Here is a 26896-nt window from a genome sequence, read left to right as displayed (position 1 = left end):
GAGTATTCATGCAGCCGATTGACTTCCTTCTGAGAACCGCAAGCGCGTTCCCCCACCGTATTGCTCTCGAAGCAGACGATGTCTCAATGACTTACGGCGAACTGGCCCGGCAGGTGTCCGCGCTGGCTGCCGCCTTCCAGGACATCGATCCGGTGCCAGGTTCGCGGGTAGCCATCTGTGCCGGGAACAGCGTTCCGCACGTGGTCGCCTTAATGGCGGTCCTGGCGGCGGGAAAAACCTGGGTGCCGCTCAATCCGCGCAGCGCCGGCCCGGAGCTTGCCAGGATAATCGACTTCACGACTCCATCGATTCTCGTGTTCGACGAAGCTCACCGTGAACAGGCCTGTTACGCGGTCCCGGCCGGCGCGCGGCGCCTGGTTTGCGGCACCTCATCGGCTGAGCCGAACAGTGTGGCGGGCCTGCTGGTGGCATGGCAAGGGCGTGTCCCGCGCCGCCAGTCAAGGGACCTGTCCGACATCCAGGCGATCAAGTTCACTGGTGGTACGACCGGCGCCCCCAAAGGCGTCATGCAATCCTTGCGCGCCTGGAATGCCACGGTCGTATCGATCCTGACAGCAATGCAGTTGCAAGACGACGAGCGCTATCTCGCAGTGGCGTCTATCACGCACGGCACGTCGACATTTCTTCTTCCCGTATTTGCCTGCGGGGGCACGATTGTCCTGGCGAGTTCGACCAGGCCGAAGTCAGTGCTGGACCAGCTGGAAAGCGGCCGGATCACGGCGACCTTCATGCCGCCCACGCTGATCTACGACTTGCTCGATGAGCCCGGGGTGGCGACGCGAGACTGGTCGCAGCTGCGGCATATGGTCTATGCCGCAGCGCCGATGCGGGCAGATCGTATTGCCCAGGCCATCGAGGTGTTTGGCACCCTCGAGACATCATTCGGACAGACGGAAGCGCCTGCGGTCATTGCATTCATGCCTTCGATCGAATTGCGCAATTCGGAACGCCATGGATCGGTCGGCCGCGCCACCCCGCTGACCGAGATTGGGATCATGGCGCCCGACGGCCGCTTGCTACCGCCGGGAGAGACCGGCGAAATCGTCGTTCGCGGCGACCTGTTGATGAGCGGCTACTGGCGGCAGCCAGAAAAGACAGCCGAGACCATCGTCGACGGCTGGCTGCATACCGGCGATGGCGGGTACCTGGATCGGGAAGGCTTTCTCTACCTGAAGGACCGACTGCGGGACGTTGTCATCAGCGGCGGCTTTAACGTCTATCCGACCGATGTCGAGAATGCTTTGGGCAAGCACCCCGCCGTCTGCCGGTGCGCGGTCTTCGGCGTCGCCGATCCGCGCTGGGGAGAGGCGGTACATGCGGCCGTCCAACTCAGACCGGGCACAGAGGTCTCGGCCGACACGCTCAGGGGTGTTGTCAGGGCACGACTTGGCCCCGTCCAGACGCCCAAGCAAATCCACTTTCTCGACAGCCTGCCCCTGACCGCGAACGGCAAGGTTTCAAAGCAGGCCCTCCGGGATCAACTGGCGAACTCGGACGGCAAGGCCCATTTCCCCAAGGAGACGCTCGCATCATGATTCCAGAATCGGTTCTTGTCACCGGAGGCTCCGGCGGTATTGGCTGGGCCTTGTGCCAGACCCTGGCGAGACGCGGCAGCCATGTCGTGAGCATCGACCGCGCCCTGCCGCCGCAGCCAGGCATCGTGGAATTCTACGAAGCAGACATGGCCAGTGAAGCCGAACTTGCTGCAGTCCTGCGCGATGCCTGCGGCAAGCATGCATTCGGCGGGCTCGTCAACAATGTCGCCACGCTGCGCCCCGCCAGCATCGGTGATACGACGCTGGACGACTTCGACAGCCAGATGCTGGTCAACGCCCGCGCCGCCCTGCAATGCGCACAGGCGGCTCTGCCCGCCATGCGCGCGGCACGACAGGGCCGCATTGTCAACATTTCCAGCCGCGCGGCGCTTGGCAAGGAAATGCGCACGGCGTACGCCGCGACCAAGGGTGCGCTCAATGCAATGACCCGGACGTGGGCGCTCGAATTAGGCGCGGATGGCATTACCGTGAATGCGGTCGCGCCCGGGCCAATTGCCACTGCGGCGTTCGGAACGGCCAATCCGGCACAGCAGGCACTGACGCAACGGATTGTCGCCGGCGTCCCCGTGAAACGGCTGGGAAACGCCGACGACATCGTCCACGCCGTGGAGTTCTTCCTGGATACGCGCGCTTCGTTCGTGACAGGGCAGATCCTGCATGTGTGCGGCGGCATTACCGTGGGGTTGTCAGCATGAGCAGCACTCACACGAGCATCCGCACTGACATTGGCACCACCACGCCAGACCGCATTTCGGTGCGTGGCCGCGATCTTGCGCGCGACGTGATTGGCAAGATCGATTTTGTGCAGATGCTGTGCCTGGTGGTGCTCGGCAGGCTGCCGGACGAGGCTGAGGCATCCATGATCGACACGTTACTTGTGACAGCGGTGGACCATGGACTGACCCCCAGTGCCATCAGCACGCGCATGACTTGGCTGGGCGCTCCCGAGTCACTGCAGGGCGCCGTGGCAGCCGGCCTGCTTGGCGCAGGTGAACGTTTTCTCGGCACGGTGCAAAACACTGCCGAACTACTCCTGCGAGAAGCTGCTGATCTGGCACCGGACGCAAAGGAGCCCATATTGCAAGAGATCGCACGCCGGGTCGTGACGACTGCGCGACAGGACGGGCGCGCCCTGCCCGGCCTGGGCCATCCGATTCATTTAAATGGCGATCCACGCGTGCCGGCGTTGTTCGATACAGCGAGGGCTAACGGATTCTTCGGCCGGCACTGCCGTTTGGCTGTCGCCCTCGCCGAGGCGTCAGGCAAGCCAGGCGCTGGTGGAAGCGAGAAGCGCAAGCTCCCGCTCAATGCAGCCGGTGCCCTCGGCGCCATCCTGGCTGACATGGGGCTGGATCCCCTGTTTGGCCGCGGCCTTGCGCTGATTGGCCGATGTGCAGGCCTGGTCGCCCATGTTCTGGAAGAACGCGAGCATCCGACCGCTGCGCGCATGTGGGAGCTTGTACTGCGCCAAGACACGCGCAACGTGCTGCCCTAAGACCCGAATACCCAAAGCCTTACCGCCCCATCCACCAACCATGCGCCGCGCCAACGCGGCCAGAGGAGACCTTATGGCTCGCATGCCATATTTCGATGTCAACGAAGTCACAGGCCCGCTCGGCGAGCTGGTGCGCGGCCGTCCGCCGCTCAACCTGTACCGGATCCTCCCCAACGCGCCCGAGACCGCTATCGGCTTCCTGTCGCTGGGGCGCGCCATCCTCACGAAATCCGCGCTGCCCGCAACCCTGCGCGAGCTGGCAATCCTCAGAGTGGGTGCGCTATGCCGAGCCACCTACGAGATCCATCAACATCGCCGGGTGGCGCGAGCTGCCGGCCTAACCCAGGCAAAGATCGAAGCTGCCCTCAGCCCCGATTCCACCGAAGGCCTCGACTGGCGCGAGACGCTGGTGGTGACGTTCACCGATGCCGTGGTGCGGGACGTCAAGGCACCTGAGGAACTCTATGCGCGCATAGCGAAGGAACTTGGAGATCAGCAGACCATGGAGCTGCTGGTGACCATCGGCTACTACATGCTGGTGTCGCGCCTGTTGGAAAACCTGGAAGTCGATATTGAGAACCCGCCGATTGAACATCTGGAGATGCACCGTGACTGATTCCCTGCAACTGCGCCCTGATCAACAACTCTTCGCGCCCGCCCTGGGCACCGTTCGGCGCGAGGGTCGGCTCGCCGGCCGGCGAATCCTGGTGGTTGGTGCGGGCCAGCGCCAGACTGTAGATCAGGTCCCTTCCGTCGGAAACGGCCGCGCCATGTCGGTGCTGTTTGCGCGCGAGGGCGCGGCAGTGACTTGCGCCGACATCGACCCCGGTGCCGCCCAAGGGACGGTTGACTGGATCGCTCGCGAAGGGGGACGCGGCTTCGTCGTGCAAGCTGACGTTTCCGATCCTGCCCAGATTGTCCGGATGGTGCGCGAAGCCGCATCGGCCATGGATGGCCTGGACGGGCTGGTCGTCAATGTCGGTATCGGAAACCAGAACCGGTTCGGCAGCGAAAACCCTGCCGACTGGGATCGTGTCCAAGATCTGAACCTGCGGGCGCCAATGTTCTGCGCGCAGGAGGCGGCGGCGGTCATGCCGCCGGGCAGCGCAGTCGTCTTCGTCGCCTCGACTGCTGCCATTTCACCGCTGAGCGGCCTGCCGGCCTATGAATCGTCCAAGGCCGGGCTGATGGCGCTCGGTCGCGCCGTCGCCTTTGCCGGGCAAGGCACAGGACTGCGCGCCAACGTGCTCGCGCCAGGCCTGATCGACACGCCAATGGGACGCGACGCCTCACGTGCCAGGCCGTCGCGCGCGGCGCGCCCCCTGCCCTTTGGCCGGCAGGGAACGGGCTGGGAAGTCGCCAACGCCGCGCTCTTCCTGATCAGTGCCGAATCCTCCTATGTCAACGGGCAGATGCTGGTCGTGGACGGCGGATTGTCCATTGGCGCCGTGCGCGCCACCGCCTGAGTTTCCCGGCGACGATCGGGCATACCAAGGAGGAGACATCAATGAAAATGTTGACCTTATGTGCTGACCGCGCTGCCGTGGCCGCACGGTACCTGATGCGGTGTGCGTGGCTGGCCATGGCCTGCATGACCAGCCCGGTGCTCGCGGACACCTGGCCCGCGCGGCCAGTCCGGCTGATTCTGCCGAGTGCCGGTGGCAGCGGCCCTGACACGATAGCGCGTATCTTTGCGGAGCGACTGAGCCGGTCGCTGAAGCAGCCTGTGGTCGTGGACAACCGGCCCGGCGCCAACGGCGTCATCGGGGTCGACGCCGTGGCAAAGTCCGCTCCCGATGGCTACACACTGCTGTTTGCCAGTTCGTCATCCACGGTCATCAGCCAGGCCTTGCTGAGCAAACTGCCCTTCGATGTGACACGTGATCTGGTGCCAGTGGCGCAGATTTTCTCCGGCGGCATTCACCTGGTGGTTGCCAACGACTTTCCGGCGCAAGATCTCAAGACCTTCGTGGCCCTGGTGAGGGCAAACCCCGGCAAGTACGACTATGCAACCTGGGGGCCAGGATCGACGGGACAACTGGTCATGGAGTCCTTGAAACGCCGCAACGGCCTCGATATCCGGCACGTTCCCTATAAAACCATCAATCAGATCTATCAGGACATACAGGGCGGGCGGATCCACGTGGCCTTTGTCGATGCCACGAGTTCTGTGCCCCTTATCAAGGCCGGAAAGCTGCGCGGCATCGCCATCACTGGCTCTCATCGGGGGCCAGCCCTGCCAGAGCTGCGAACCATGACGGAACAAGGCTACCCCTTCGACACAGATGCCTGGTATGGCGTCTTCGCTCCCAAAGGAACCCCCCAGTCCGTTGTGGCCGCGGTTCACCGCGAGATCCTGAGTACGCTGTCAGCCCCCGAACTGCGTGAGCGCTTCCTGCAACTCAACCTTGTCGATCCACCGCTGAAGACGCCAGAGCAATTCGCGCAGACGGTGCGAGTCGACCTGCGGGTCTGGCAGGACATCGCAAGAGCCAATCAGATCCATCTGGATTGAGCCCGACTCCAAAGTCCACGTCCCCATTCGATTGGGGTAGCGCCCGGAAAAGCCGAACGGCTCTCCGGGCTTCTTGTGCCATTCCTTCAGCGGGGTTGCTGTCTACGAGGCGGCGATTGCGGGCCACTGTCAGAAGCAGTCGGATAAAGCCCACCTTCTTCGTGACGGTGGCTGCGGTGTTGCCCCGCTCCAGCCAGAAGTCCTGAGACAGTCCAGTGTGACCTTGCTCACCTTTGGCGCGGGACGTTTGGCACCTCCCGGTGTGCTCACAGATTCCGGCGCGGCGGGCGTGCCGGCTACCTGCTCGGGAGGGACAGATTCACCCCGCTTCAGGCTGAACTCATCGTCAAGCTGCATGGCTGCACGCACGAGACGGGCAGCTACGGGACGTTCTTTGGTGCGGAGGGGCGCTCCCCCCCTGACGTCACATGCGCGCTCCGTGCCGCACCCACCAAGAAACGCCATGCTCGGAGTCGCTGCGGCAGCAGCCTATTCTCGGCGCCTGTGCCTACCGGGACTGTAGGGCGCTTCAATTCGAAGCAGGTATTTGGCTAATGCGCACTAGCAACCTTGCACGCTTGAGCGGGTACTCGGACAGCGCTCAAACCGCATCAGGACGAAAATTCGTCAAAAGCCGCGAGCGCATGCGTGGCATACATCATCGAAGGCCCACCACCCATATACACGGCGGTTCCCAACACCTCCTCCAATTCGGTCCGAGTGGTGCCCAACTTGATGAGCGCCTGGATATGAAAGCCGATGCAGTCATCGCAGCGGCCTGCGACCGCGATACCCAGCGCAATCATCTCACGTGTCTTCTTGCTCAAGGCCCCCTCTTTAGTGCCAGCCGCTGCCAGTTGGCTGAATGCTGCCATTAAGTCGGGTTGGGTCTCGCGCAGGCGGCGCATTTGCGCCGACACATCTTTGACCACAGTCTTGAATTCAGGCATACCACTCATAAAAAACCCCTTCATCTGGCAATTGCGCAGGGCGCGTGACAAGTGTTCGAGGGGGCCGAGCAGCCCTGAGGCTGTCAGGCCGGCTGAATTGAGGTTACTTCGCGTCAGACTTCGATGCCGCGCATGTCTTCACGCCGAAAATGCTGTAGGCAGGACAGACGCGCACGATACCTGTCAGCAGTGGGAGAATGCCAATCCAGCCCCAGGCACCCACGCGGCCGGTCGCGGCCAGGCCAATCAAGATCAGTCCAACTACAACTCGGAGGACTCGGTCAACAGTCCCAACATTTGCTTGCATGGCTGCCTCCTTGGCAATAATGAAACTGGGCGAACGGACCGCGGGCGGGGTTGGATCCAACACTACCCTTGAGGAACGCTTTTACTCTGGCTTCGATCTGGGTGATCGGTCATGATCCAGCGCAACCCCCTGCAAAATGATCGGGGCGCTTGCCGGGCTAGTGTGCGTCCTTCGGCCTGTCGACCTTTGGCCAGTCCTTGGCCTTGACCTTGGCTGCATAATCGGGCCTGCGCTGTTGTGTAAAGTAGGCGGCAACATCGACGGCGTCCTGCGCTGACAGCGTTCCGCCCTGGCCCAGTGGCATGTTGTGCTTCACGAACGCAGCAGCGGTATACATGCGCGCCATCCCCGCACCCACGTTGAAGGAATCCTTGCCCCAGCCCGGCGGGAAGATATAACCCCCTTGCGGGTTCTTCGTGCCCTGGCCTTCGGCACCATGGCAGGACGCGCATTGGGCGCCGTAAATCGTCTTGCCGTGGACCGGGTCCGGCGTCAGTGACGTATCAATCTTCTCGAAGCCTCTGCCGGCCACATTCGTGCCGGTCGGGACCCCCGTGGACAGCCACTTCATATAGGCATGATGGCATTCATTTCTGCCGAGTCGAATGCCAGCGGTTTGCCGTTCATCGAGCGCTGGAAGCAGTCGTTGATGCGTTCCTGCAGCGAGATGACTTTTCCACTGCGCGATCGGTATTCCGGAAAGGCGCCGGCCAGCCCCATCCACGGCGATGCATAGGCAGTCGTCCCGGCATTCAGGTGGCAGCTCGTGCAGTTCAGGCCGTTACCGACATTCTTGGGTAGCTGCATTCACGGGCTTCTCGGTAATGATATGTGATTCCATTCCACGAAGGTGCTGCTACCAGCGAGGGCGGCAAGTGCAACATTTCCGCCGTGCGCGGCATAGGTAGTCTGCACAACAAGCAAACTCTCGTAGCTGCACAACTCATTGCGACAGCAAGCGCCTGAACCGCTTGAGCCAAGCTTTGCCTGGGAATGTTCGCTGATCTCATATATGTACCCCAGTTGATGAAGCGACTTTGTCTGATTCATCTGCACCCATTACCTGTTTAGCGGTCATGGGCCCATGAAAGCGTTGTTCGAATTTTCCCCCGAGTATGAACAGCAGAAACGCGATGGCAATCAGCGCTGCCGCACCGGCACGGGCTCGGCCACGCTGTGGGCTCTATCGCAGTCCGCGCGCAGGCCGTTGCCCGACATTATCGAGCGGGCCGCGGCCGCCGGTTACGACCTCAAGGGTGTAGTCCGGCGCATCGCCAATGGCGGCCGCACGTAAGAATCACGATCCAACGCTACCCCATTTCCGGGTAAGGAGTGTCTTCAACAGGTCGTTCGGGCCGAGGACGAGAAGTCCTGCATAGGTGAATGTCACAAGACTGATCGCAAGCGGCAGCGGTCGCAGTTCCGCCAAGCCATGAATGCCGATGAACAGGCCAAGAGCGGCATCTGCGACGATGGCAATGGCAAGTGTCCTGCTCGGCCGTGACGACCAGAACGCGCGGCGCTCACGGACCGAGACGATGGAAAAGAGGGCGAAGAAGAGCAAGGTCTGGAATGTGAAAGTCTGCAGCTTGCCGCCGGCATCCGCGAGTCCAAAGCGATGCCAGCCGAATGCGAGGAGTGCCAGCGACTCGACCAACATCAAGAAGCCAAGAGCGATGGCCACCCGCACAAGCGGGCCAATATTCCAGGTCTCCGGGCGTTTCGAAGGATGCACGCGGTCAGTCGCCAGGGCAATCTTGACAAAATCCGTCATGAAGACGAGCAGGACCATGCCAAGCGCGGAAATGGCGAATCTTCCCGTGGCCAGGAATGCCACAACGACGAAGCCGGCTTTCAGTATGGTGCGACTTACCTTGTTGATGATCCATGTCAGGACGCGCTGATAGATGGCGCGTCCGCTTTTCACCATGTCGACGATGTCAACCAAGCCCTCATGGGTTAGCACCGCGCTTGCGGCGCCCTTGGCAACGTCGGAGGCCCCGCTTACAGCAATGCCGACCTCCGCCTGGCGCAGGGCTGGCGCATCGTTCACGCCATCGCCTGTCATGCCAACCACATGGCCAGCTTCCTGAAGGCGCTTGACGACCAGGAACTTGTCCTCGGGGAATACCTCCGCATAGCCGTCAACGCCTTGCACCGGGCTCCCACCCTTCGCCATTGACTGCTCACTATGCAAATCGGGAACGCGCGCAATCGTGCCGAGTCCCAGGGCCGCCGCGATGGCTTGCGCCACCGGCAAGGCATCACCGGTCAACATCTTGACCTCGAGGCCGAGTCGGCGAAGTTCGGCAATGAGACGCGCCGAGTCGGGACGCGGAGCGTCATACAAGTAAGCCAGGCCGATCAGCTCCAGTGGACCTGCTTCAAAGGCTCGCGCCACTGCCAGAACACGCTCTCCCTTGCGCGCTTCGATGCTGGCCTGATCCTCTAGCTGCATGATCGCGTCCTGCGAAAGGCCTGCCGCCTCTGCCACGGTTCGCAAGGCTCCCTTCACGCATCGCAACGTGCCCCCGTCCACCGACACAATTGCTTCCGTACGTCGCGTCGCGGCGGAAAACGGCTGGAAGGACAGGATCGTTGCCTTGTGGCCCTCCTCTTGCCCCGACGTCCCCGCAGCGCGCAAGAATGCGAGGTCGATAGGGTCCGCGTTTGCCAGATTCGATGCCAACGCGGCGAACCGGACCACGTCGTCATCGCTGAATCCGGGCCGAGGTTGCACGAGCTTGAGGGAGAGCTGGTTCATGGTGAGCGTCCCTGTCTTGTCAGTGCAAAGCACGTCCATCGTAGCCGCGTCCTCGATACCGCTCAGGCGGGTGATGAGCACACCCTGTCGGGATAGCTCCATGGAGCCCAGTGCCATGCTCACGGTGAACATGACTGGTAGCGCGACGGGAACAGCGCTCATCAGGAGGACAAGTGCAATAGGCAAAGTATCTAGCAGTGGCAGCGCATTCAGGTACGACACCACCAGGGTCACCAGCACCAGGGTGCCAACGATCAGGAACAGCCAGCGAACCACGCGGGAAACAACTTCCTCGACATGCAACTTCGGATGCGCGCTTGCGACAAGCTCGGTCGTGCGACCGAAGTAGGTCTTGACACCTGTTGCCGTGACGATTCCGGTTCCCTCGCCATAGCAGACCGTTGCGCCGCCGTACAGCGTATCGCCGGTGGTCCGCTCCACCTCTCGCGACTCGCCCGTGAGCGCTGCCTGATCGAGCCGCAGATTCCCTTGCACGAGCAGCATGTCCGCGGGAACAAAGTCGCCAGCTCGCACCCGAACAATGTCACCTCGCACCAATGCCTTGGCGGAAATGGTCTTCCAGCTTCCGTCGCGCATCGTCCGGACTGTTATATTCAACTGTTGTCGCAGTGCAGCGACGGCAGCGGACGCGCGTTGCTCCTGGAGGAAACTCAGTACGGCATTCACGACGAGGAGGAGCAAAGCGACGACAAGGTCTGTCGTCTTGTGAAGAACCAACGACAGCAGGGCAATCAATTCGACCATCCAGGCGGACAGCCCCCAGAATTTGGCCAGGAAGCGGAGCACGTAGTGCGGTTTCCTTTCCGGCACCTCATTCGGTCCATCGCGCTTGAGCCGGATCTGCGCTTCCGCTCTCGACAGGCCAGTCTCGCAGTTCGAGCCCGATACTTGCAATGTTTCTGCTACCGCCCGCGGTAGCGCTTGCTGCGCGTTCTCTTGCTGCATCATCGTATGTCTGGGTGGGAGTGAGCGTTGCACGCCAGATGGCAGCGTGCTCTTCAACGCACCAGTAAGATTGGAGTTCGGCTCGCGCAGGATGCGATTGGTGAACTAGCTGGGCGCGGACGCTCCGGTGGGGGTGGCATGGTGAGGCACCAGGATGACCGGGATGGTGCTCAGCCGGGCGACGGACTCGGCAACACTGCCAAGTACAAGGCGCTGAGCGCCACGCCGGCCATGCGTTCCGATGACGATGACGTCGGCATGCCAATCTAGCGCGACCGACTGAATTGCTGAAGCGACGCCTCGCCCGCCAGCATCCAGCGCCAGGGTGTCGCCCTGGACGCCGGACAAGTCCAGCAACTCTCTTGCTCGGGCGAGAACGCCTTCGGTTTCGGTACGCACCACGGCCTGCTTCGTCGAAGCGTGTTCGAGACCGCCTCCTAATCCGATGATATTGGGCAGTTGCTCAACCACGCCGACTACCCTAACTACCGCATGCAGTTCGTCCGCGAGCGCGAGAGCCGTAGCGAGTGCCGCGCCAGAGGCGGAACTGCCATCAAACGCGACCAGTATCCTTTGGAACAACTTCGCCTCCTCTGACAGGGAGACACCGTGGCACGTCGAAGCTTGCAGGCATCGGGCCATTGGCGCGCAGAGCGCTTCTAATAGGGCACGCCCTCTTCGATAGGCAAAGAGAGGTCCCTCGACCACTCATTCCACGAACCAAGATAGAGCCGGACGTCGGCTATCCCGGCTTCTTCCAGGGCGACAAAGCTATTGGAAGCTCGCGCCCCTTTGAAGCAGAAGACGACGACGGGCGTTTCACGACGAATTCCGACGGTAGCACACTCGGCGAGAATTTCCGCAGGTGACTTGAACATCTGGCCGGCCGGAGTCGGCTTCATCATCCGGTACCACTCGATCCAGACAGAGTTTGGAATTCGGCCTTTGCGAGGACAAAAATCCTTGCCGTAGGGCGAGGAGCTATCGGCTATCCACTCGTCGACGTCGCGTACGTCGAGTTTGACAATGTGTGGGTCCGCGACCGTCTTCTTCATTTCTTCCAGGTCGACGAGGATGCTGGCCTGCGTGCTAGCAAGCGGAAACCTGGCAGGCGCGGGCATCGGGGTGTCGGTTGAGCTGGGAAAGCCCGCCGCGTGCCATGCACGGTAGCCACCGTGGAGCACCTTGATCTTGTCCCGTGGATATCCAAGGTATCGGAGGAGTACGTATCCTCGGCAGGATTGACCGAATCCAGTCGTCATCGATTGCTCGTAGACGACTGCCACTTCCTTTCCCGACAGTCCGGCCTTGCCGAACGCCTCGGCAAATGCTTCCCGCAGGGCGGCCAGGCCCTCTTGTGTCGTTGTTGCCAAGTAGGTAAATATCTCGTGGATATTCACCGCGCCTGGCAGGTGAGCCTCGGCGTAGCTCGCCGCGTCTCTCGTATCGATGAGCACGACGGACTCAGTCCGCATCATTTCCGCCAGATCGGCCGGTGATATGAGAACCCTTACGTTCATGACGACCCTCATCTGATCGCGCCAAGCTTGCTTTGACGGGACAATTGACACTGGAGCACAGCAAGCTTTCGGACGATTGGAATAGTCCCGTTCATTCTGAATTCTGGGATGGGAAGGGCCGCCGTCGTTGATTTCTGTCAACTCAAGTCAAGTTACAGGGGCTGCTTGGCACCCGCCTGCGTCAAGACCTGGAGGGCCTGTCCGGCTGGCCGCCACCCGTTACGGCCTCGGGTGCCGCCAGCCGAGTAGCGAAGTAGGACAAAGCCTGACAACGATCGGCCCCGCCACGCGCTACAGTGAATTGCTTGTTTGCGGGTGCTCCTGTTCTGCGTTGCGGCCATTCCATGCCTGTCTCCTGCTCCATCGAAAAATGGCCGGCAACATGCGTGCTAGGCCTGCTGATCGTGGCCCCCCCTGCGGGTTTCGCAGCCCAGCCTCTCTCCGATCTGGCCAGACTGCTGCTTGGCACCGTAAGCGGCAAGCCAAGCGGCATGTCGGGCGTGACGCGGCTGACCGCCCGCGATGCCGAGCGCCAGCTGAGCCTGGCATGCTCGGAACTGGCTCGGTCGGCGCCGATCGTGCTGGATAACTCTACACGCCTCACTGGCTGCGCCGTCCGCCCCGGCAAGGTTGTGGAGTTCCAACTCAAGGTAAGCGGCGTGGACCCGCGGCGCGACGACACCAAGAAATTCATGGCTTTTGTCAGGCCGATCCTCGAGCGCGGAATCTGCCGAAACCCGGATGTGCCCTTGCTGGGCAAGCTCGGCGTGACACTGGACTACCGCTATCTGGTGGGCCAGGAGCCTCTGGTGGCGCTACACATTTTTCCTGACAGATGCGCGGAGAAGGCCGAGACCTGACGTATCTCTCCAAGCACGTCCCTATCGCCATCCATTCCGCTGAAGGTCCGGCACATGAGCCAGTCAGCAATTGATTGGTGACTGCCATTGCACCTGCAACGGTGTCAGTGCACGTATTGCCAGTCTTCGCGCGTCAATGGGTCCAACTGCAATGCGCTCAGTTTGTGCCGCTCGCGCCCGTATCGGGTGGAGCGTACGTTGCAGACGGTGCGGTTGGTGCGGGCGCGGCCGTCGGCGCCGTGGCGTCGGGCTTCGCGGCGGGGGCTACCGTGGCCGTCGATCCATCAGGCGCCTGCGACGTCAGCGAAGGCGACGGGGTCGCTGGAGCTGGTTCAGGTGCAGCAGCGGGCGGCTGCGCAGGAACGGACGGGACGCGCGGCGTCGGCACAGCGGGCGTCGTCATCTTCATCGGCTCGCCCGGATGTGTCGGCGCGGGCTCGGGCAGCGGCGCAACGTGCTCCTTCATCGCGCCCGTCACTGTCGCGCGGTCACGCCCCACCGGATCGACCTTCAGAAAATGGGCAACCAGATTGAAGAAGCGCTCGTAGAACACGCCCGCGGGAATCGTCTCGCTCGCGATCTTGACCATCGCGTCGCTGCCCGAGCCGATCGGCAACGACAGCGAGCCGAGCACGCTCAAGCCGACGCTGGCCGAGGTACTGGTTTTCTTTAGCGCGTAGCGGTCCTGTACCGCGTTCACATAGGCGGTGCTCGACGTACCGTCCGCGTTCGCGTCCGCGCAGACGATGTGAAAGGCGATCACGACATGCGTGTCGTCGGTCGGCTGGAAATTCTTGCTGCCATCGATCGTATCGGGATGTGCCGAACTCGACACATAGCCTTGGCTCAGCAGCGCCCGGCGCGCGGCTTCACAAGTCGCGTCGGAATTCGCCTGGAACGTGCGTGCGTATGGGCTCGTCGCCGCGTCAAACTGCTCCTGCTGATAGAGCGGCGTCGGTGCCGGCGCCGGCGCCGAATTCAAACTGCATGCCGACAAGACGGCGGCAATCGCGCACAAAACGAACAACTGGCTGAGTCGGTGGAACATGGCGTTAATTAAAATCGCCCGGCCGTGCGACGCGTAGCAAGGTGCGGTGTAATTTTCATTTGCACCGGTCGCTTGTGGCGACGCAATCTCGCATAGCCTAGGCGTCAGTGTAGATTCGTAAGTTGCCCCGGGGTTCCGAGCGCGTGCGCGGGCTTCCGCCTGGCGGTCGTCTGACCGAGTTGGCAGAGCGGATCCGTTCGACTCTAAGCGGCCGGGCAGGTGGGCGCACTGCAGGTGCCTCATTAGCCTCTCCGTAGCGGTCGGTCGTCTGCACCCGCTTTGGCGCGGTCTTCATTTAGCGCTTTCCCTTAATGCCTTTCCCCAGGTGCTACTGATTGCAGTTGTGCCCATACTGGTGGCTCGCCGTTTCGCGTGGCGATCACTTTGACTCGTGGAATCTGCCGCCATGTTTGCACTTGCTGCCTGGATCACCTGTTCCTTCGCGGTTGGCCTTTTTGCTAACGCACTGGGACGCTCCGGCGCCACATGGATCATCTTCTCGTTGATCCTGAGCCCGTCGCTTGGGCTGATGGTCGTCGCCGTGCTCGACAAGAAGTGGACCAGGTCCGCTCGCGGGATGACTGCCATTGCACCAGCAACGGTATCTGTGCCCGTATAGCCAGCGGTAGGACCAGGCGAATTCGGGTGCCGTCCAGGGGTGAGGACGAGGAGCTTTGGTCATGAAACTACTGCCTGCGCGTGATAGAGCGACAAGGCTTTGATGGTGATTGGGGACTCAATGCCGGCCAGGGTCACGACTTTTGTCAGGGCGTCGGCCCAGATGCAGCGTGGAGCGATAACGGAGACGCTGGGGTATCGCGGCGTTTTCGGAGCTTGCCCGCGCAAGCGAGCGCCGCTGACAATCGCATACTTGCCAGCACTGTGGCCAAAGCTATCCAGAAAGTAGGCGCTGCTTGTGGCAACCGCGCCCCGATTCAATGCACCGAGTAAATGCGTTTCTGCTGGTCGCTGGGGTGACCGAACAAAAATCGGCTGGTCGGTATCGCCAAACACTCTAAGGTCGCCGCCGGCAGAAACCGCACCCGCGCGAACCCCCGCATCTCGCAAGGCACCGACGGCTACGTCAACTGCAAATCCCTTTGCGATACCTCCAAGGTCTAGCCAGACAGCCTCTTTGCGAACGACGGTGCAATCCGAATGAAGAACTATGCTATCGAAAGTGGTGCTAGTGGCTGGTCTCGGTCCAGCTGGGGCAGGCAGCAAGCCGTCCGCAACCAATGCTGCTGCAACCGACGGGTCGAATGTCCCAGAAGTTAGCTCAAACATTCGGAACGCTTGACGGAGAACATGCATCGTCCATGGATGTACGCTAACTCGCTGGCCAGGCTCTGCGGCGTGCAAGCGGCCAAGGTCGCTGTCGTGGCGATGAAAGCTCATCAGCTTATCGACGTACGCAATGGACTCGAATGCAGACGCTACTGCTGGCTCGGCGAGTCGCGCCGGTATTGGCCCCTCCGGAGCGCCGTCGACACGTATTTCAACGATAGTGCCAAGCAGTGGCCGCGCCCGCTTTAGCATCTCACCCCTTCGCAAGCACGAGTTCGTACAGTGCCAGTACGCGTTTGACGCCCTGTGTAACATTCTTGCACGACAGAGTTGCGCCACTGATATTGCGGATGTCCTTGCCGAGCCGGAGTGCATCGCGAGATGTTTTCCCTACGAATTGAGCCCGCCACTCGGCATTGCCGACTTCACGACCGTAGCTCTCCTGATAGGACAGGATTTCAATAGCACGGACAGCACCATTCGAATCCAATCCCACGGCATAGCCAATTTTCCCGTGCTTGCTGGTAACGTGGTCGACGATGAACCAGCCGCCAGTGGACGCCTTCCAGACGCCCTTTTCGTCGAAGGGCTCATGGACACCGGAGCGGTCGTACATGGCATCACGTACGCTTTTGCTCAATTTCAACAGAACTGGCTGGAAGGTAGCACCTTGGAACATCCCCGCTTGCGCTTGCTCGACGGTCAGATAATCGCTGGCGTACGCCGGCGCAACCAGCATGGCGAACGGTATTGCAGCAACTGGGGTCCATTTCATGGGAAGACTCCGACGGCTCAGAACGGAATGGCGACTTTGATGATAAGCCCGTTGCGGGCTTGCTTATCGCCAAAGATGCGGTGCGCAGTGCACTGCTGATGCTGGCGTCGCTCTCCGCCTTTTCAGCTGAAGAGCAAGCCTCGCCCTGCCCGTCCCATGTCCAGATCATCGTTGACCCCACACGCCGGAAAATGTAGGGTTCGCCAGAATCTGAAGATCCTACCTAAAGCAGGCCTTTGGCGCGTGGTGCGGCCGGCTGGAAGCCGTCCGCACTTACTTCAGCATCTTCAACCGGTTGTTCGCCACATGCGCGCCTTCGGTACCGGGATACTTGGCCACCACCTGTTCCAGCGTTTTGCGCGCGGCCGCCTTCTGGCCGGACTCAAGCTGATTATTGGCCAACGCGATCATGGCGTCCGGCACCTTGGGATGCGTCGGATTGGCATCGATCATTTTGTGCAGCACCCAGGAGGACCCCTTATAGTCGCGCTGCGCTTAGAGCGAGTTGCCGAGCCAGTACTGCGCCAGCGGCAGGTACGGGCTCTGCGGATACTTCTTGATAAACGACGAGAACGAATTCCCGGCGCTCTTGAAATCGCCCGCATGGAAGTGCTTGAGCGCGGCGTCGTAGTCGGGCTTCTCGCCCGGCTGCGACGTGCCTTGGCGGTCTTCGACTGAAGCCTGCTGCGGCTCGAACTTCTTCAGGCGTGCATCCAGGTCGGCGTAGTAGTCCTTACCAACTGGCGCCGGCCCGTCTCCAGTTTCGTGCGCCCCGCCTCGAGCCGGGCCTGCGTGGCGGCGTGCGCCTGCCGCTCCGCGGCCAGGTCCGCCTGCACGGTCTCGGGGGCCTGCCGCGCTTCCGCCAGCTGAGCGGCGATCGCCGCGGCGTCCTCGCGCGCGGCGGCCGTCTCCACGCGCGCCGCATCGCGCTCGGCTTCCGCTTCGCTCGCGGCGTGCCGGGTTTCCGCGCGCAGCGTGGCAAGTTCCGCCATCGCGGCCTCGTTGGCCGACTGCCAGATGGTCTGCACCGCCTCGGCGGCGATCTGCTTGAGCGAATCCGGCAGGTCCGGATGGTTGATGGTCACGCGCGTGCGCCCGCGCAGCTCCTGCCAGAGGGCCGGCCGGGATTCGCCCTTATGCTCTGCAGCGCATAATTGCGAATCCCGGCCACCCCTCCACCCGGAAACCCGCATGAATGCTTGGGTCAGTTACCCCGGTAAATTGCACCGAAAACAAAGGGATACCCGTGCAGGGTCGGGTTTTGAAAGGGGACGTTCCCTTGTACAGGGGATGAATCCCGGCTAAGTTGGAACAGCCATCATGGGCCGGCGGGGGCAGATATGGTGCGTTTGGCACATCTACCGAGATTGCTGGCCTTTGCGGCCATGCTGTCCGGACCAGCGCTACTTGCTCAGCAGAGGCCATCCATGCCGCTCATACTGACATCCTCCGCGTTTGCCCAAGGCGGGGAGATTCCCACTGTGCACACGTGCGAAGGCGCCGATGTGTCACCGCCCCTGACGTGGTCAGGGTTGCCCCCCTCCACTGCCAGCCTGGTCTTGATTGTCGATGATCCGGATGCGCCGGACCCGGCGTCACCGCAAATGACATGGGTCCATTGGCTCGTGTACAACCTACCTCCGCTCCCCGGCTCGCTTGCGCAAGGGATGAGCCGGCATAGCTTGCCGGCCGGCGCTCGCGAAGGAATCAACGACTGGCATCGTGCCGATTACGGCGGCCCGTGTCCTCCAATTGGCCGGCACCGGTATTTCCACAAGCTATATGCCATGGACGTCGTGCTGCCAGATCTCGGCAAGCCGGACAAGGCGGCGCTGGAACAGGCGATGCGGGGGCATATTCTGGCGCATGCCAACCTCATTGGGACCTACCAGAAGCATGCGCGCTGACGTAGTCGTGCAGGCGGGACCATCAATCTTTCACCTTTACCTCATCTCCGTCGGGGCTCTTGCATTCCTGGAGTTTTCCAAACACCTGCGCGACTAACGGCACTGTCGTGATAACTCCTACGGCAAGCAGCGTCCATCCGATGGCGCGGCGTTGTTTCGGATCAATTCGGTTGCTTAGCAACAGTGCGAGGCGCGCCGCACCCGCCGCCCGTGTCCCGGCAATCAATCCAATTACAGGAATGGTCGGTGATACCTATTTCATCTTTGCCTCCTCGATGAGTTGGATGGGTGTGGCCCGAGTAGTTTGTGGCGCGAGCGGCGGGCGTGTCCGCAAGCAAACCCGGCTGTGAAGTGATGGCAGAACGGCCGCCCTCACCCTCCGACGAGAATCTTTTGCCTTCGTCCCGATCCAATCGCTAAACGGGCGCAACACTACTCAGGAAAATATCACTTCTCCCTATTGAGCATGCAACGCACGCTGATCATTCTCGGTGGCCTGCTGATGATCGCAGGAGTCGCGTGGCCATGGCTATCCAGGCTGCCTTTCGGGCGCCTTCCCGGAGATATCCATATCCTCCGCGACGGCTTCACGTTCTACTTCCCAATCACTACTTGTATTGTGATCTCGCTGTTGCTGTCGGTCCTGTTCTGGTTGCTTCACCGCTAACGGCGATCCCTTGTGGCGCCCTTGAGACGCCCCGCCGTTACGTCGTCCGGTCGGGCAGCCGTGGCTCGAATTGGCTATGCGTATCCCCGGCCCACGCAATCCGTACTTCGGCGGCCAACTCGGCGGCGCGGCCCTCATAGCGTGGCGAGAAATGAAAGGGGGTTACCGCGCGAGCACCCGTGCAGCGGGCGATCCGGCCGGCCTGGGCTGCGGTCAAATGGTTCTTGCGCAAACCGTGAGCGCTGTCCTGGTCCAGAAACACGCTCTCGATGAAGAGCTCGTCGACGCCCTGCATAAATTGCGACAACGCTTTCACATTCTCATCCGAGTAGCGCAGGTCGGTGACGTAGCCGATACGCCGGCCAGATCCGACATCAAGGATCAACCGGCTCAGCTCGCCTACCTGCCGCGTCGTCGCATGCTCGCCCGCGCGATCGCTCCATTGCACAAGAATCGGCGCATCATCGGGCGCGCCAGTCAGGACAGCGTGCTTCAACTCGCGCAGCCAGGCTCCTGTCGTCAGACCTGACGCGGCCAGCCGCTCCTTGTTGATACCGGGACGAGCCTTTTCTTCCAACAGATAAGCCAGGCAAGGCGTTCCATGATCCACGAAGCACGCGCGCACCCGGAAGGTTGTCTCCTCGTGGACGATGTCGCCGGTACTCCCCATCGGCACCTCACCCTGCTTCGCGAAGCCGTGCCGGCTGGAAAAGCAGGCTCTGCGCCGCTGCCAGTCCAAGCCAAGTTCGACCGCTTCAACCTTGAGCTCGATTGCATAGCGATGGACCACATTCCACGTGTAGCTGTGCAGCTTGTGCTCAATCTGCGCCAGGAATCCTGGTCCGCCGTACAGCACGATTCGATCCTTGCGTCCGAGCAACACGCGCAGCAGGTGGTCGAAGCCGGAGAAATGATCCATGTGTGCATGCGTGACGAACACCTGTGACAGCCGCATCAGTTCGCGCGGCATCAGTACGGAGATGTCGCCCAGATCGAACAGCAACGCACGCCGTTCGTCCAGGAAGTCGACGAGGAGTCCAGGATCGCCAAAGACATCGTTGACGAGGCGGACTTCCAGCAAGTGACGCATGATGGCCACGGTGCCATGAACACCGTCAGTTCCTCCGTTCCCAGCCATTTCTGGGAACTCGACATCGACATCCTATGCGCCAATTCCAGCCCCGCCAAGACGCGTGTCCTGCGCACGAACGGGACGCCGCGGGAGCCGCACGCCTTCAAGTCAGAACCGGTGCACGATGCCCGTATAGACACCCTGCTGACTTGCACCCGCCAGAGGCCGGTTGCTGCCAGCCTCGACGGAGAACGCCGCATTTCCGCCGTTCATGACGGTACCGACCGTCCCGTACAACAGGGTGCGCTTTGAGAAGAAGTAGTTTGCGCCGAGTGCAAGCAGGGTTCCGTTGCCGGCAGAGTTGTTCCGGATTGCCCTGTATGCACCACCGATCAACGTCAGCGCTGGCGATACCTGGTAGTTCGCGCCAAGCCAAAACTGTTGCTGCTTATTGGCGGCCATGGGATTGTCAGCGTCTGCCACCGTTGCGCCGCCGGAGCGAGTAAGACTATAGCCCCCGAACAGTTTCAAGCCGCCTACCACATACGCGGCGCCGGCCTCATAAAGGCGTGAGGCAGTGTATAGATTGGTAAATTCCCCTTTGGCATCTCGAATTTCTTCATAAATCGCCTTGATCAAAATGGGGCCGTTGTCGTAGCTCAAACTACCAGCCAACTGCCTGCCGGCGTTGAAATTTCCTGCGACACCATTGAGGCCGGCCTGCGCCCGGAACGAGAGTCCTCCCCAGTCCGGTGAAGCGTAGGTGATGGCATTACCACGGGACCCCCAACTTCTGCCATTTTGAAGTGTGCCAATGCTGATGGCCTGCATACCCATCGGATCGACGGTCCAGCCCTCCGAGTCAGGCAAGCCCATGGCGCGACCAAGCCACAGGGTTCCGTATGTGCTGCTGGAAAGCCCGACAACAGCATAGCGACTGAAGAGGCCCACGCCCGCTCCCTGCCCGTCACCCGATGAGAATGCGCTCTCCAGGTTCATCACCGCACTGAGACCGTCACCCAGGTCCTCCTTGGCCCGGAGCCCCCACAGGCTTACCCCCCATTGATTGCTGCCGTAACGCAGCAAATCGGCGGTTTGCCCATTTCCGGTGGCGATCTTGTTCATATAGTCGACGCCGCCTGCAACTCGCCCATAAAGGGTGATACTGCCCTGCGCATGCGCGACCGCCGCCACTAGCAACATGATCGCCACCGCCGCGGCCCTGGCACACAGCCACTTATTGCGATACCCCAGAAACATCTGTCCCTCCACTACCTGCTTCAATTTCCTGAATTAGCTTTGAAAATGGTCCCATGCTGCGCGCCGCAGAATCTCGTCATGGCAGAAAAGAGGCAATAGCATCCCCGCCCGTTCGTGAAACTCGAACAGACCTCATAGCCTGACTTGCACTTTGTGGCTGGCCGCTCCGACAGCGCCTCGACGACCTATCTATCGAAGCGACCTCGCGATGGAATCGCTCACGTCATTCGGCGTCAGCCTGATGGAATTCCCCCGTTGTCGAACGCAGGCGAGTGCCGGGAGGAGCGGCCGATAGCGTGCTCGTTGGCCCGTCTCGGCAGCCCCTTCCGTTGAACAGAGGCATCCATGTCTTGTCTCCTTCGGTTGCTCTTCCTGGCTACAAGGCGATGTGAGAGTGACCCTGCTGGCGCGAGACAGGAAACCATCCCGGGAAGCAGCCAAGAGGACTGAGTACCGCTATCACCTCTTCAGATTCGCCGCGACAGGCTCCGGCGTCGCCGAAGTTTGTCGTATTATTTAATTCACGTTGAATTAAATAATACTGAGGCATAGAACTCAACCGAGGGAATACCCGTGCGGCGAATAAGACGCTCGGGCTGCGCCCGTGGCAGGCCGACGAGCACCACGCAGGAACGAGCCGGAAATGCGTCGAGTTATTCGGGGTGATGGTGCTTTCGGTGCTGATTGACACGGTTTCAGCAAGGAAACCGCTCTGTATCAATGATTTGCGCAAAGAGCCTTTCGTGCATAAGCCGGTGTGTGCAAACCATTGATTTCAAACACGATTTCACCGACCGGCGTATCATTTTGCAGCGAAAGCACGATCACCCCTACTTGGGCGAGCACGCATCCCGCCGGCACGCCGCCTTAAGCTCGGCGATCTCATCATGGTGGGTATCGGTCTGGACGCGCGTGAGCAGGCGCACGCTGCCGGCGTCGATCCGCAACGCATCCACTTCCAGGTATTTTCCCGAGCCGGCGGTGAGCTTGGAGATAACCAGCGCCTGGGTGCCGTCTCCGGTGATATCCGCGAACTTCACGCGCAGCTTGCCGTCATCCCGAAAGATGGTGCCGTTGCGCGAGAAGACCGCGCCGGCGTCGAAATGCAGGAGCTGCGCATCCTTGAACACGGCGACGCTGTAGCTGCCCATCGAGGCAGCTTCCAGATCGCCCTCGGACAGCACAGCGACCCGCTGGTCCGGCAGCGCAATCGCGACGCCGTCTTTCGCCGTCGCGCGCAGGCCCGCGAACCCGATCGAGGCCGCAGCGCAACAGATCAGAGCGCCTTTCTTCACAGAATCCTCCTTCGGCATGGCTCAGGGCCCTGCTCGGCATTGCACACGCAGCCGAACGAAGAATCAAGAGGCGCGCGGGCGGGCCGGCGCGCCGTGCGTGCGCGCGGACTCCGGGGCAAGGTCATTCGCATGCTGCCATCGATGCCAAGCCCTCAAATGAACAAGGGCCCCCGAAGGAGCCCTTGTCAGTAACTTTTCTGTTTCGAGGTCAGTTACAACCCAAGGCGGCTGTTAGGCGGCCAATGCAAACTTTTCGTCGTTAGCATTTACTTCGATTTAGTTTTAACGTCTTCTCTGACGAGTTGCCTCACGACCCTATCTCCCCCTGTCGAAACCAGGTCAGGCCCATCAGAAGCGCACTGCCCGTGCAATGTGCTTCTGGTGGACCTGGGCGGAATCGAACCGCCGTCCAGAAGGCCTTCAAGAAGAAGGTTCACAACCATTATCGGGAACCTTGCAGCACCCAACAGTCCAGATTCTACGCGTCCTCCCGGCAGCGTCAAGGCAGTTTGCCTGGGGCTCTACAAGGACCCGACCCGGTAAGACTCCAACGACTGCCCCGCATTGACCGCCCGCTTGAGCCACGACGGCATCTCGCCCTGCCCGTCCCAGGTGAGCCCTTCCGCGTTGCGGTAGCAGACCACCGGCGCCGGTGGTGCGGACGGTGGGGGTGGCTCCGGCGAGGGCGGCGGCGCGAAGCACCCGGCCGCGTCGAGCTCTTCGAGGGTGAGCCCGTAGTCGTCCATGTGCGCCTGGATCCAGCGGATCGCGTCCGCCCGCTCAGTTTTTGCTGTCATCGCTGCCGTCACGGCTGTCGTTGCCTTCGTCCTGGTTGTTAGGCAGCGCCGCCGCCCCCGGCTCGTCTGAGTGTCAACGCTGCCACTACCGACGCCTGCATCACTGGCTTCACCCATGACGGGATCCGCGTCGCGCATCGCCTGAGCGATGGGAAGCGTCGGCCGCCGTCTCGCGCGAGGTCTCGCTCAAGGCAATCCGCGACGGCTGGGATGGCTTGTTGCGCCTGATCGCCTCCATCCACTCGGTGAAACCGGACGGATACAACATCGGTGAAATGTAGTCGACAAGACCACCAGGGTTTCAAGCTGCTGACCGATGGCGGTATCGTCGAGATTCCAGCAGACGTAGCCGAAGATGTCTGCGGACAGGTAGATGTTGTAGTGCCGCAGGCGATCACGCGCCGCGGACAGAAATCCTGTGATGGCGGCCACGCGTCTGGCGCTGGTGTTGGTCTCGCTGAAGCGGAGTCCTGGCGCATCGGGAAACCGCAGATAGTCGAACTGCACCTCGTCGAACCCCATGCGTGCCGCTTCTTCGGCAAGCAGCGGCGCCAACGCGATCGCGCGAGGCGTGGTTCCGTTGGCGACCGTCTCCAGGCGCGCGTACCCCGGCGCGCGTACGGTCATCGCAATGCCGCCATCCGGACCGTCCATCGGCATCATGAACGTCCCGTCGTTTGCCGTCACCCGCTCCGCCCCGGCACTGACGACGGTTGCGCCTGCAATGGGGAGCCCTGTCACACCGTCGACAACCGTCATGGCAGCCGTCGCCCCTTGCGCGGACGTCCATGCCATGAGGCAACCTATCCAGGCGAGCCAGATCGCCAGCCGTCTAGTCATGCTGATTCTCGGTGGCGACTAACAGGCGGCTCAGGCAATGCACATCGCACTGATCGGTGATGAGGTAACGCGGCAGCGCCATCGCGGGCTGCCGCCGCGTTACCGCACCCGCCTCGATCGTGAATGCCGAGACATAACCCTCCTGCGTGGCAATCGCTTCCAGCTCGGCGTCATGAATGCCGAACGGCCAGGCAAGCAGCGTCACCGACGCGCCCACTTCCGCCTCGATCCGCTCGCGTGACCGGCGCAACTGGTCATGCGCAAAATGCCGGAATGCATCGGGCGCCAGCCGCGCCCGCTCGGTTCTGAAATTCGGGTGCCAGTACGAATGCGATTCGATGTCGAACCACCCCGTGCGCTTCAGCGCGCGCAACTGGTCCCATGTCATGGCATAGGGCGCGTTCGAGATGGCCGAAGGATAGATAAACAGCGTCACGTGCACCGGACGGCTGGCGAGCATCGGCCACAACACCTCGTAGACGGAGCGGTGGCCGTCATCAACGCTCAGCACAACCGCACGCGGCGGCAGATTGTCGGGACCCCCTGCTCGCCACGCCAGCACATCCGCCAGTGGCACGATCCTGTAGCCGTTGTCTTCGAGAAAGCGCAGATGTGCACGCATCCTTTCCGTGCGGACCGTCATCGTATCGACCGCGTGTTCGGCGAAGCGATGGTAGACGAGCACAGGCACTTCACGCGGCACAGGTTGCGTGCGCCCAGGGTTCGCCAGGGTCGGCACAAGGAACAAGCAACCCAGCCATGCGAGAAAGCGCATTCTCTTTTCCAGGCGACCGGTCTTCAGGGCCCGGCCAATGCAAAAGGCTCCCCACCAGAGGCCACGAAATGCGGGCGTGAGCGTCTTGTCCATTGGCTACATGGTTCGCCGGAGCAGGCGACGCAACTCCGGAAGCTGCCGGGCATTGAGAACGTCATCGGCTTCCAGCCAGCCCCTTCTGGCTTGTGACAGGCCAAGCGGCAGATTGTCCAGGTCGGCGATGCGGTGTGCATCCGAAGCGATGCTCACCAGTACGCCATGCTCCCTGGCCATCCGGCAAGCGCTGTCCCACAGGTCCAGCCGGCTCGGCTGACTGTTGGCTTCGACAAAGCAGCCGCGCTCGGCCAGCGCCTTCATTACGCAAGGAACGTCGAATCTGCAGCCGTCCCGCTCACCGAGCAGGCGGCCGGAAGGATGGGCAAGGATGCTGAAATGCGGATGGTCGATGGCACGGAGAATGCGTGCTGTCTGTTTGCCTGGCGATAAATCGAAGTGGCTATGGATGGCGCCTACCACCAGATCGAGCCGGCCCAGCACCGTGTCCGGCAGATCCAGCGAGCCATCTTCCAGGATATCGACTTCCACGCCCTTCAGTATCCATGGCATGCCACCCACGCCATTGAGCGCATCGATGCGTTCGGCCTGGACAGCCAACCGCTGCGCCCCCAACCCATGGGTCATGCCCATGCGCGGCGAATGATCCGTGATCGCCAGGTATTGCAGGCCGAGCCTGCCTGCTGCCTCGACCATTTCTTCGAGGCTGGCAAGTCCGTCGCTGTCACGGGTGTGGATGTGCAGGTCACCCTTCATGTCCTCCCTCCCAACGAGCCGGGGCAGCCTGCCATCGCGAGCAGCCTGTATTTCCCCGGTGTCCTCGCGCAGTTCGGGCGGAATCCACGGCAGGCCAACCGCAGCGTAGACCGATGCTTCATCGCGACCTGCGATCTTCCTGCGCCCGCGGAAAACGCCGTATTCGTTGATCTTCAGCCCCATTGACCGCGCAAGTTGGCGCAACGCCAAGTTGTGCGCCTTCGAGCCGGTCAGGTAAACCATGGCCGCGCCATAGTCCGCCGGTGGCACAACCCTGAGGTCCACCTGCATCCCGTTCGACAGCATCGCGCTCGCCCGCGTGGTGCCCGCCGACAAGACCGTCTGCGTCATCGGGTAGGCGGTGAAGGCCCGAATGACCGTGCGGGGAACGGTGGACGTGGCCACGATATCGAGGTCCCCTACCGTGTCCTTGCCCCGTCGAAGACTCCCCGCCACCGTGATCGCCGCCATCTTCGCGTTCTCGTGCAGGTACTGCATGAGCGGTGCGGCAGTACGCGCGGCGACGTCTACATTGAAACGCCGGTTGCGATCCATCTGGCTCTGGACAGCCTCGAGCAGGCGCTGTTCGCTACGCGCCCCGAATCCCTTCAGCAAACGGACACGGTGCTCGCGCGCCGCGCGCCCCAGATCGTCCACCGACGCGATATGGAGTTCACGCTGCAACGCCTGAACGCGCCGAGGCCCGAGGCCGGGCAATTTCAGCAATGCGCCCGCCTGTCCGGGCACCTCGTCGCGCACCTGGCGCAGCAGCGCACAGGTACCGGTATCGGCGATCTCGCGAATCTTGCCTGCCAGATCCCGCCCGATGCCCGGGAGGTCGGCGGGATCGCAGCCGCGCGTGAGAAAGCTCCGCAGGTCCTCTGTCATGGCGCTGATGGTGCGCGCGGCATTGCGGTACGCACGAATCCGGAATGGGTTCGCACCCGAAATATCAAGCAGGTCTGCAATTTCATTGAAGATGGCAATGACATCCTCATTGAGCAAGCCCTGCGGTGACCCAAGGTGCCCTTCCACGTCCGGAACCCTTGCCAGCTTTTGCAGCCGCGCCGGCGCGCGTAGGGGCGTCGCGCTTTTCCCCTTCGCGGCAATCGCATCTCGTACTCTGGCCGTCACAGCTAACTCCCGCGCGTATCCGTTCCCAAACATTCTGGTCGACAGGTCGCCGAACGGCTTGCGGAATGTCAAAGTGCACGGGCGTGCAGCGGCTGGCCAGGCGCAATCCGGTGACGTCACACGAAGGCAATGCGCACTGCCGGCGCCCCGCTTTCAACATCACGGGCCGCGCCGACTACGCTCGCGCGTTTCACCGTGGTTGTCGCTTCTTCCGGGTGACCCTGGTGCCGGGCTTCCTGCGGTGCAGCGGACGGGGAGGCGGCGTCAGTCCGACT

The 26896-nt window shown here is 61.9% G+C and carries 27 protein-coding genes, 1 other RNA gene and 3 pseudogenes; 11 read left to right on the top strand and 20 right to left on the bottom strand.

Annotated features, from left to right (window positions below; all coding sequences use genetic code 11):
- The first annotated feature begins 8 nt into the window (after window positions 1-8).
- The 6 genes from K2O51_RS18630 to K2O51_RS18605 all read left to right on the top strand — a co-directional run bounded on the left by K2O51_RS18630 (window position 9) and on the right by K2O51_RS18605 (window position 5587).
- A complete protein-coding gene (locus tag K2O51_RS18630; protein WP_220631484.1) occupies window positions 9-1556 on the top strand; it encodes a class I adenylate-forming enzyme family protein in 1548 nt (515 codons plus the stop codon).
- The gene (locus K2O51_RS18625; RefSeq protein WP_220631483.1) at window positions 1553-2272 is read left to right on the top strand and encodes an SDR family oxidoreductase; all 720 of its coding nucleotides are present in this window, start codon (window positions 1553-1555) and stop codon (window positions 2270-2272) included. Before K2O51_RS18630 ends, K2O51_RS18625 begins: the two co-directional genes overlap by 4 nt.
- A complete protein-coding gene (locus K2O51_RS18620) occupies window positions 2269-3072 on the top strand; it encodes a citryl-CoA lyase (protein ID WP_011297369.1) in 804 nt (267 codons plus the stop codon). Before K2O51_RS18625 ends, K2O51_RS18620 begins: the two co-directional genes overlap by 4 nt.
- An 82-nt stretch (window positions 3073-3154) precedes the next feature.
- Complete coding sequence (locus K2O51_RS18615; protein WP_235679973.1) at window positions 3155-3688, top strand: carboxymuconolactone decarboxylase family protein; 534 nt, start codon at window positions 3155-3157, stop codon at window positions 3686-3688.
- Entirely contained in the window at window positions 3681-4538 is an 858-nt protein-coding gene (locus K2O51_RS18610; protein ID WP_011297367.1) for an SDR family NAD(P)-dependent oxidoreductase, read from the top strand. Before K2O51_RS18615 ends, K2O51_RS18610 begins: the two co-directional genes overlap by 8 nt.
- 41 nt (window positions 4539-4579) lie before the next feature.
- Complete coding sequence (locus K2O51_RS18605; RefSeq protein ID WP_220631482.1) at window positions 4580-5587, top strand: Bug family tripartite tricarboxylate transporter substrate binding protein; 1008 nt, start codon at window positions 4580-4582, stop codon at window positions 5585-5587.
- A gap of 611 nt (window positions 5588-6198) precedes the next feature.
- Here K2O51_RS18605 and K2O51_RS18600 read toward each other — a convergent pair.
- From K2O51_RS18600 to K2O51_RS18585, 4 genes are all read right to left on the bottom strand, one after another.
- Window positions 6199-6546 carry a carboxymuconolactone decarboxylase family protein gene (locus K2O51_RS18600; RefSeq protein WP_011297365.1) on the bottom strand — a complete coding sequence of 116 codons (348 nt, stop codon included), beginning with the start codon at window positions 6544-6546 and terminating at the stop codon, window positions 6199-6201.
- 94 nt (window positions 6547-6640) lie between these two features.
- Window positions 6641-6844 carry a YgaP family membrane protein gene (locus tag K2O51_RS18595; protein ID WP_220631481.1) on the bottom strand — a complete coding sequence of 68 codons (204 nt, stop codon included), beginning with the start codon at window positions 6842-6844 and terminating at the stop codon, window positions 6641-6643.
- A 157-nt stretch (window positions 6845-7001) separates the two neighbouring features.
- Window positions 7002-7415, bottom strand: a complete 414-nt coding sequence (locus tag K2O51_RS18590; RefSeq protein WP_220631480.1) for a c-type cytochrome — start codon at window positions 7413-7415, stop codon at window positions 7002-7004.
- Window positions 7412-7651, bottom strand: a complete 240-nt coding sequence (locus K2O51_RS18585) for a c-type cytochrome (RefSeq protein ID WP_011297362.1) — start codon at window positions 7649-7651, stop codon at window positions 7412-7414. The genes K2O51_RS18590 and K2O51_RS18585 overlap by 4 nt, the downstream gene beginning before the upstream one ends.
- Window positions 7652-7928: 277 nt before the next feature.
- Between K2O51_RS18585 and K2O51_RS18580 the strand changes: the two genes are divergently transcribed.
- Window positions 7929-8138, top strand: coding sequence for a protein-tyrosine phosphatase family protein (locus K2O51_RS18580; protein WP_140953288.1), 210 nt, complete (start codon window positions 7929-7931; stop codon window positions 8136-8138).
- Window positions 8139-8141: 3 nt separating this feature from the next.
- On the opposite strand, the gene K2O51_RS18575 is transcribed toward K2O51_RS18580, so the two are convergent.
- The 3 genes from K2O51_RS18575 to K2O51_RS18565 all read right to left on the bottom strand — a co-directional run bounded on the left by K2O51_RS18575 (window position 8142) and on the right by K2O51_RS18565 (window position 12094).
- Window positions 8142-10577 carry a plasma-membrane proton-efflux P-type ATPase gene (locus K2O51_RS18575; protein WP_220631479.1) on the bottom strand — a complete coding sequence of 812 codons (2436 nt, stop codon included), beginning with the start codon at window positions 10575-10577 and terminating at the stop codon, window positions 8142-8144.
- Window positions 10578-10679: 102 nt separating this feature from the next.
- Window positions 10680-11156, bottom strand: coding sequence for a universal stress protein (locus K2O51_RS18570; RefSeq protein ID WP_041679889.1), 477 nt, complete (start codon window positions 11154-11156; stop codon window positions 10680-10682).
- A 77-nt stretch (window positions 11157-11233) separates the two neighbouring features.
- Window positions 11234-12094, bottom strand: a complete 861-nt coding sequence (locus K2O51_RS18565; protein WP_011297359.1) for a sulfurtransferase — start codon at window positions 12092-12094, stop codon at window positions 11234-11236.
- A 386-nt stretch (window positions 12095-12480) separates the two neighbouring features.
- Between K2O51_RS18565 and K2O51_RS18560 the strand changes: the two genes are divergently transcribed.
- Complete coding sequence (locus K2O51_RS18560; RefSeq protein ID WP_235679971.1) at window positions 12481-12954, top strand: hypothetical protein; 474 nt, start codon at window positions 12481-12483, stop codon at window positions 12952-12954.
- Between the two features lie 157 nt (window positions 12955-13111).
- Here the strand turns inward: K2O51_RS18560 and K2O51_RS18555 are convergent, their stop codons facing one another.
- Window positions 13112-14002 carry a DUF2242 domain-containing protein gene (locus K2O51_RS18555; protein WP_041679546.1) on the bottom strand — a complete coding sequence of 297 codons (891 nt, stop codon included), beginning with the start codon at window positions 14000-14002 and terminating at the stop codon, window positions 13112-13114.
- A 406-nt stretch (window positions 14003-14408) separates the two neighbouring features.
- Here K2O51_RS18555 and K2O51_RS18550 point away from each other — a divergent pair, with 406 nt between their 5' ends.
- Window positions 14409-14621 carry a hypothetical protein gene (locus tag K2O51_RS18550; protein WP_181184576.1) on the top strand — a complete coding sequence of 71 codons (213 nt, stop codon included), beginning with the start codon at window positions 14409-14411 and terminating at the stop codon, window positions 14619-14621.
- A gap of 59 nt (window positions 14622-14680) precedes the next feature.
- On the opposite strand, the gene K2O51_RS18545 is transcribed toward K2O51_RS18550, so the two are convergent.
- The 4 genes and pseudogenes from K2O51_RS18545 to K2O51_RS35795 all read right to left on the bottom strand — a co-directional run.
- A complete protein-coding gene (locus K2O51_RS18545; protein WP_011297356.1) occupies window positions 14681-15541 on the bottom strand; it encodes an FAD:protein FMN transferase in 861 nt (286 codons plus the stop codon).
- Between the two features lies 1 nt (window position 15542).
- Window positions 15543-16064: an FMN-binding protein gene (locus K2O51_RS18540; RefSeq protein WP_011297355.1), complete on the bottom strand. Its 522-nt coding sequence runs from the start codon at window positions 16062-16064 to the stop codon at window positions 15543-15545.
- Window positions 16065-16337: 273 nt separating this feature from the next.
- Window positions 16338-16799, bottom strand: a pseudogene (gene ybgF / locus K2O51_RS35230) (tol-pal system protein YbgF); the annotation flags it as partial.
- A pseudogene (locus tag K2O51_RS35795) lies at window positions 16787-17167 on the bottom strand (DNA-binding protein); the annotation flags it as partial. The pseudogenes K2O51_RS35795 and ybgF, both read right to left, overlap by 13 nt.
- Window positions 17168-17491: 324 nt before the next feature.
- Between K2O51_RS35795 and K2O51_RS18525 the strand changes: the two are divergent.
- Together K2O51_RS18525 and K2O51_RS18520 are read left to right on the top strand one after the other, a co-directional pair.
- Window positions 17492-17971 carry a YbhB/YbcL family Raf kinase inhibitor-like protein gene (locus tag K2O51_RS18525; protein ID WP_041679543.1) on the top strand — a complete coding sequence of 160 codons (480 nt, stop codon included), beginning with the start codon at window positions 17492-17494 and terminating at the stop codon, window positions 17969-17971.
- Window positions 17972-18437: 466 nt separating this feature from the next.
- The gene (locus tag K2O51_RS18520; RefSeq protein ID WP_041679542.1) at window positions 18438-18638 is read left to right on the top strand and encodes a DUF2905 domain-containing protein; all 201 of its coding nucleotides are present in this window, start codon (window positions 18438-18440) and stop codon (window positions 18636-18638) included.
- Between the two features lie 37 nt (window positions 18639-18675).
- On the opposite strand, the gene K2O51_RS18515 is transcribed toward K2O51_RS18520, so the two are convergent.
- From K2O51_RS18515 to polX, 8 genes and pseudogenes are all read right to left on the bottom strand, one after another.
- A complete protein-coding gene (locus K2O51_RS18515; RefSeq protein ID WP_041679541.1) occupies window positions 18676-19728 on the bottom strand; it encodes a ribonuclease Z in 1053 nt (350 codons plus the stop codon).
- A gap of 150 nt (window positions 19729-19878) precedes the next feature.
- Entirely contained in the window at window positions 19879-20970 is a 1092-nt protein-coding gene (locus K2O51_RS18510) for a porin (protein WP_011297351.1), read from the bottom strand.
- Between the two features lie 830 nt (window positions 20971-21800).
- The gene (locus tag K2O51_RS18505) at window positions 21801-22265 is read right to left on the bottom strand and encodes a PliI family lysozyme inhibitor of I-type lysozyme (RefSeq protein ID WP_049796412.1); all 465 of its coding nucleotides are present in this window, start codon (window positions 22263-22265) and stop codon (window positions 21801-21803) included.
- A 157-nt stretch (window positions 22266-22422) separates the two neighbouring features.
- Window positions 22423-22782: a transfer-messenger RNA gene (ssrA, locus tag K2O51_RS18500) on the bottom strand.
- Between the two features lie 4 nt (window positions 22783-22786).
- Complete coding sequence (locus K2O51_RS18495; RefSeq protein ID WP_220631477.1) at window positions 22787-23062, bottom strand: H-NS family nucleoid-associated regulatory protein; 276 nt, start codon at window positions 23060-23062, stop codon at window positions 22787-22789.
- A gap of 240 nt (window positions 23063-23302) precedes the next feature.
- Window positions 23303-23605 (bottom strand): annotated as a pseudogene (locus K2O51_RS35790) (putative glycoside hydrolase); the annotation flags it as partial.
- Window positions 23606-23894: 289 nt separating this feature from the next.
- Window positions 23895-24677, bottom strand: a complete 783-nt coding sequence (locus K2O51_RS18485) for a polysaccharide deacetylase family protein (RefSeq protein ID WP_220631657.1) — start codon at window positions 24675-24677, stop codon at window positions 23895-23897.
- 96 nt (window positions 24678-24773) lie between these two features.
- Complete coding sequence (polX, locus tag K2O51_RS18480) at window positions 24774-26621, bottom strand: DNA polymerase/3'-5' exonuclease PolX (protein WP_245001932.1); 1848 nt, start codon at window positions 26619-26621, stop codon at window positions 24774-24776.
- Window positions 26622-26896: the final 275 nt, after the last annotated feature.

Origin of the sequence: Cupriavidus pinatubonensis, assembly GCF_019602855.1 — a bacterium.
In the GTDB taxonomy this organism is placed as follows: domain Bacteria; phylum Pseudomonadota; class Gammaproteobacteria; order Burkholderiales; family Burkholderiaceae; genus Cupriavidus; species Cupriavidus pinatubonensis.
This window is presented reverse-complemented; position numbering and strand designations above follow the sequence as displayed.